Raw genomic sequence first — 1524 nt, forward strand, 5'->3', positions numbered from 1 at the left:
TGTCCGTCGTCAGAACATTCGGCACAACTCGCGGCGTAGATTAGTGGAGTGCGGGCCTCGTCTGGGGGTTGATATTAGGCGGCGAGTTTGCGGTGTTGCAAGCGCCGATATTCGATGGTCTGTTGCTTGATCCTTTCGCGTTGTTTGATGATGGTTGGCGCTCTGCCGAAGTAGGCGTCGGCGGGGGTCACGTTGTTCAGGCTCTCGTGGTAGCGCTGGTGGTTATAGTGCTCAACGAAGGCTTCGATCTGGGCCTCGAGGTCGCCGGGCAGGAAGTAGTTTTCCAGCAGGATGCGGTTTTTCAGGGTCTGGTGCCAGCGCTCGATCTTGCCCTGGGTTTGCGGATGCATCGGGGCGCCGCGCACGTGGCTCATCTTCCTGGCCTCGATGTATTCTGCGAGTTCGCCCGCGATGTAACTGGGACCGTTGTCGCTGAGTAGCCTGGGCTTGTGCAGCACTGCAGCATGATCGCAGCCCGAGGCCGCGAGCGCTAGGTCCAGCGTGTCGGTGACGTCCTCGGCCCGCATGTTGGTGCACAGCTTCCAGGCGATAATGTAGCGCGAGAAGTCGTCGAGCACGGTCGACAGATACATCCACCCCCAGCCAATGATCTTGAAGTAGGTGAAGTCGGTTTGCCACATCTCGTTCGGCCGGGTGGTCTTGGTGTGGAACTGATCGGCAGCCTTGATCACGACATAGGCCGGGCTGGTGATCAGATCGTGGGCCTTGAGCAGGCGGTAAACTGTGGCTTCCGACACGAAGTAGCGCTTCTCGTCAGTGAAGCGCACCGCCAGTTCGCGGGGGCTCAGTTCGCTGTAATCCAGTGCCATTTCGATGATCTGCTGCTGGATGTCATCGCCGATCCGATTCCACACCCGGCTTGGCGCAGGTGGCCGATCCTCCAGCGCCTCAGGTCCGCCCTCATGGTAGCGATCATACCAACGGTAGAAGGTCCGGCGGGCCACGCCGAGCTGGTCCAGCGTGCGCTTGGCGGGCAGGTGCGACTGCTCGACGATCCTGATGATCTCGAGCTTTTCGGATGCGGGATACCTCATTCGTCGCCCTCCCCATCCGCGATCATGCTTTTTTTGAGCAGGCGGTTTTCGAGCGTCAGGTCAGCGACGCATTCCTTCAGAGCGCGGGCCTCACGGCGCAGATCCTGGACCTCGCCGGTGGTTGCGGCACGGCCGGTGTCACCGGCCAGGCGGCGCTTGCCAGCTTCCATGAACTCTTTCGACCACACGTAATACAGGCTTTGCGCGATGCCTTCCTTGCGGCACAGCTCGGCAATGCTGTCCTCGCCGCGCAGACCGTCGAGCACGATGCGGATCTTGTCCTCGGCCGAGAAATGGCGGCGGGTGGCACGCCGGATATCCTTCACCACCCGCTCAGCAGGGGCCTTCGTCGGCGATTTTTTCAAGGAGGATTGGGGCTTCATCTTCGTTCCTTCGTCACTACGACGAAGCCCCAATCCTCCTTAATTCACAACCTCAAATCTGTGCCATAGGTGCTGACGGGGGACAA

General features: G+C 60.4%; 1 protein-coding gene. It reads right to left on the reverse strand.

The genetic code is table 11. The features are described 5' to 3' along the window. Positions 1 to 74: 74 nt before the first annotated feature. Positions 75 to 1438 (reverse strand): IS3 family transposase gene (locus ATE64_RS20930; RefSeq protein ID WP_156416670.1). Its coding sequence is split into 2 segments (ribosomal slippage): positions 75 to 1088 and positions 1091 to 1438, totalling 1362 coding nucleotides; the frame shifts between segments, so codons are not numbered across the junction. Positions 1439 to 1524: the final 86 nt, after the last annotated feature.

The sequence above is a fragment of the Sphingopyxis sp. H073 genome, from assembly GCF_001468395.1.
GTDB lineage: Bacteria > Pseudomonadota > Alphaproteobacteria > Sphingomonadales > Sphingomonadaceae > Sphingopyxis.